We start from the raw sequence: 979 nt of genomic DNA on the forward strand, positions 1-979 counted from the left end.
TTCTGCCGTGTTGAATAGATGCTAAGTCACGATTAGAGTGGCTCACAGACTGCTGTGTTGAATAGCGATCTAATCGGCTTATATCACGGAGTAGAAGGACGAAGCCGAGGAAATCGATTCTGTCTATGGAAGTCGATCTCCTCGACTTCGTTGAGCAGTGTCGTCGCCTAGTCAAACAAGCGTTGGGAAAGCACGCGGGCGAGCCCGCCAGCGGCGGGTTCGCCCGCTGGAAACACGTCGTACTGCACTGTCTTCGGCTCGAAGACGGCCACAGCTACCGAGAAACGCCGAATCGGCTGAAGTACATGGCTGAGATTCGTAACGTCCTCGAGTTAGATCGAGACGATCTCCCAGACTACAGCACGATCTACAAATCGTTCGACCGGCTGGAAATGTGGGTGTGGCGGGCGCTGCTGCGCGTTTCAGCGCAGCAGCACCCGCAGTCTGGCCACGCTGCACTCGACAGCACGTTCTTCGACCGCCGTTCGGCCTCGTCGTACTATCGCCAGCGGTCGGGACGTAACGTCCAAACACTGAAAGTGACGACATTAACCGATAGAGAGTCTCTTGCCGTCCTTGACGTACACATCTCCGCCCGGTGGAAACACGATACGAAGACTGGGCCGCAGGTCGTCCGCCGGAACGCGGACGACCTGCTATCCGTCGCCGCTGACAAAGCCTTCCACAACTGGGTCACGAAGTACGAGTTCTACGCACTTGGCGTCGAACCACTCATCCTACAGCGTGGATCGAGGCCGTTGACGCTCGGACACAACGCACTCATCCGGGCAAAAGGCTACTCTCAGCGCTGGATGGCCGAAACTTCGTACTCGAGCACGAAGCGCTCGCTCGGCGATGCCGTGCGAGCGCTGGGCTGGTATCGGCAGTTCCGTGAAATCGTCCTCATGTTCGCTATCTCGAACATAGAACCGGTCTGTGAGCCACTCTAATCGTGACTTAGCATCTATTCAACACGGCA

The 979-nt window shown here is 56.9% G+C and carries 1 protein-coding gene; it reads left to right on the top strand.

Going from position 1 to position 979, the window contains the following annotated elements:
• Window positions 1-125 precede the first annotated feature (125 nt).
• On the top strand, window positions 126-950 hold the full coding sequence (locus ACQUST_RS14870; protein WP_435130341.1) for an IS5 family transposase: 825 nt from the start codon (window positions 126-128) through the stop codon (window positions 948-950).
• Window positions 951-979 lie beyond the last annotated feature (29 nt).

The organism is Halobaculum sp. D14, from assembly GCF_051195135.1.
In the GTDB taxonomy this organism is placed as follows: domain Archaea; phylum Halobacteriota; class Halobacteria; order Halobacteriales; family Haloferacaceae; genus JBNTKA01.